Source organism: Thiolapillus sp., from assembly GCF_048562965.1.
Classification (GTDB): Bacteria; Pseudomonadota; Gammaproteobacteria; order Chromatiales; family Chromatiaceae; genus Thiolapillus; species Thiolapillus brandeum_A.
The window spans coordinates 1-954 of sequence record NZ_JBHNMF010001044.1; the positions used below are offsets into that span (position 1 = coordinate 1).

The 954-nt window shown below is 57.2% G+C and carries 2 protein-coding genes; one reads left to right on the forward strand and one right to left on the reverse strand.

Annotation, left to right across the window (positions count from 1 at the left end):
- Nucleotides 1-199 precede the first annotated feature (199 nt).
- Nucleotides 200-412 (forward strand): hypothetical protein, encoded by a 213-nt coding sequence (locus ACOCD2_RS22155; RefSeq protein WP_293816028.1) that lies wholly within the window; start codon nucleotides 200-202, stop codon nucleotides 410-412.
- Here the strand turns inward: ACOCD2_RS22155 and ACOCD2_RS22160 are convergent.
- Nucleotides 369-863, reverse strand: coding sequence for a recombinase family protein (locus ACOCD2_RS22160; RefSeq protein ID WP_293675255.1), 495 nt, complete (start codon nucleotides 861-863; stop codon nucleotides 369-371). The two genes, ACOCD2_RS22155 and ACOCD2_RS22160, sit on opposite strands and share 44 nt — an antisense overlap.
- Nucleotides 864-954: the final 91 nt, after the last annotated feature.

Sequence of the window (954 nt, forward strand, 5' to 3'; positions counted from 1 at the left end):
GGCATGCAGCCCAGAGGGTGTCTTTGAATTCCTGGTTGGTCATGTTGTTCCTTCCCTTGTGGTTACTGTGTCAAGCGCGACCGGGTTCAAGGGGTATCCGTTGCGTTTCAGCGAGTTATTCCAAGTGTGTCTTCGGCCTCGTGATAGATTTTGGGACATCCCAGTCCCCAAAATCGACTCGGCCTTTGACAACCTATTGGTGCCCCAGCCGTCCTGGTCACCAAGCACTACGCAACAACTTCGCAAGCTCGTTGCTGCTCCGTACTTGTCTCCCAATGACTGGACGCCGCGTTTGGATGCCTACTTTGCTTCCCCTCTGGCGCTATGCGCACGACGGGTAAGCAGTGCGGCCTCGCGGCTACTGGGGTCTACCAGCCTTCGCTTCGCTCTCCATGGCTGGCAGCGAATGTGACCCGGGAAACCCCAAAATGCTGGGCCACCTCGGTCTTAGTCATTTGCGGATCCTTGAGCATAGCGGCAGCCAGACCGGCCATGGTCCGTTCCCGAATCAGGCTGTGCTCGAACTCAGCAAGGGCGCCGAAGATGTGAAAGACGAGCTTTCCGCCGGCACTGACCGTATCGATGTTCTCGGTCAGAGACTGGAAGCCTACCCCCCGGTCTTCGAGGGCCGATACGATTTCCACCAAGTCTTTCAGGGAACGCCCCAGCCGATCCAGTCGCCACACTACCAGTACATCGCCTTTGCGCAACATCCGCAGACAATTTTCCAGTTCCGGGCGGGCCGCGCTCTTGCCGGAAAACTTCTCCTGAAAAATCTCTTCGCAACCAGCCTTCTTCAGTGCATCCAGCTGGAGATCGGGGTTCTGATCCTGGGTCGAAACTCTCGCGTAGCCGATCCGCATAATAAACGCTGCTAAAATATGCCGGCCCCGGAGCCAGGATTGCACTCATGGATCTGCTGCGCCCGCACAGTAAACAGCAGGCCCAGGCATT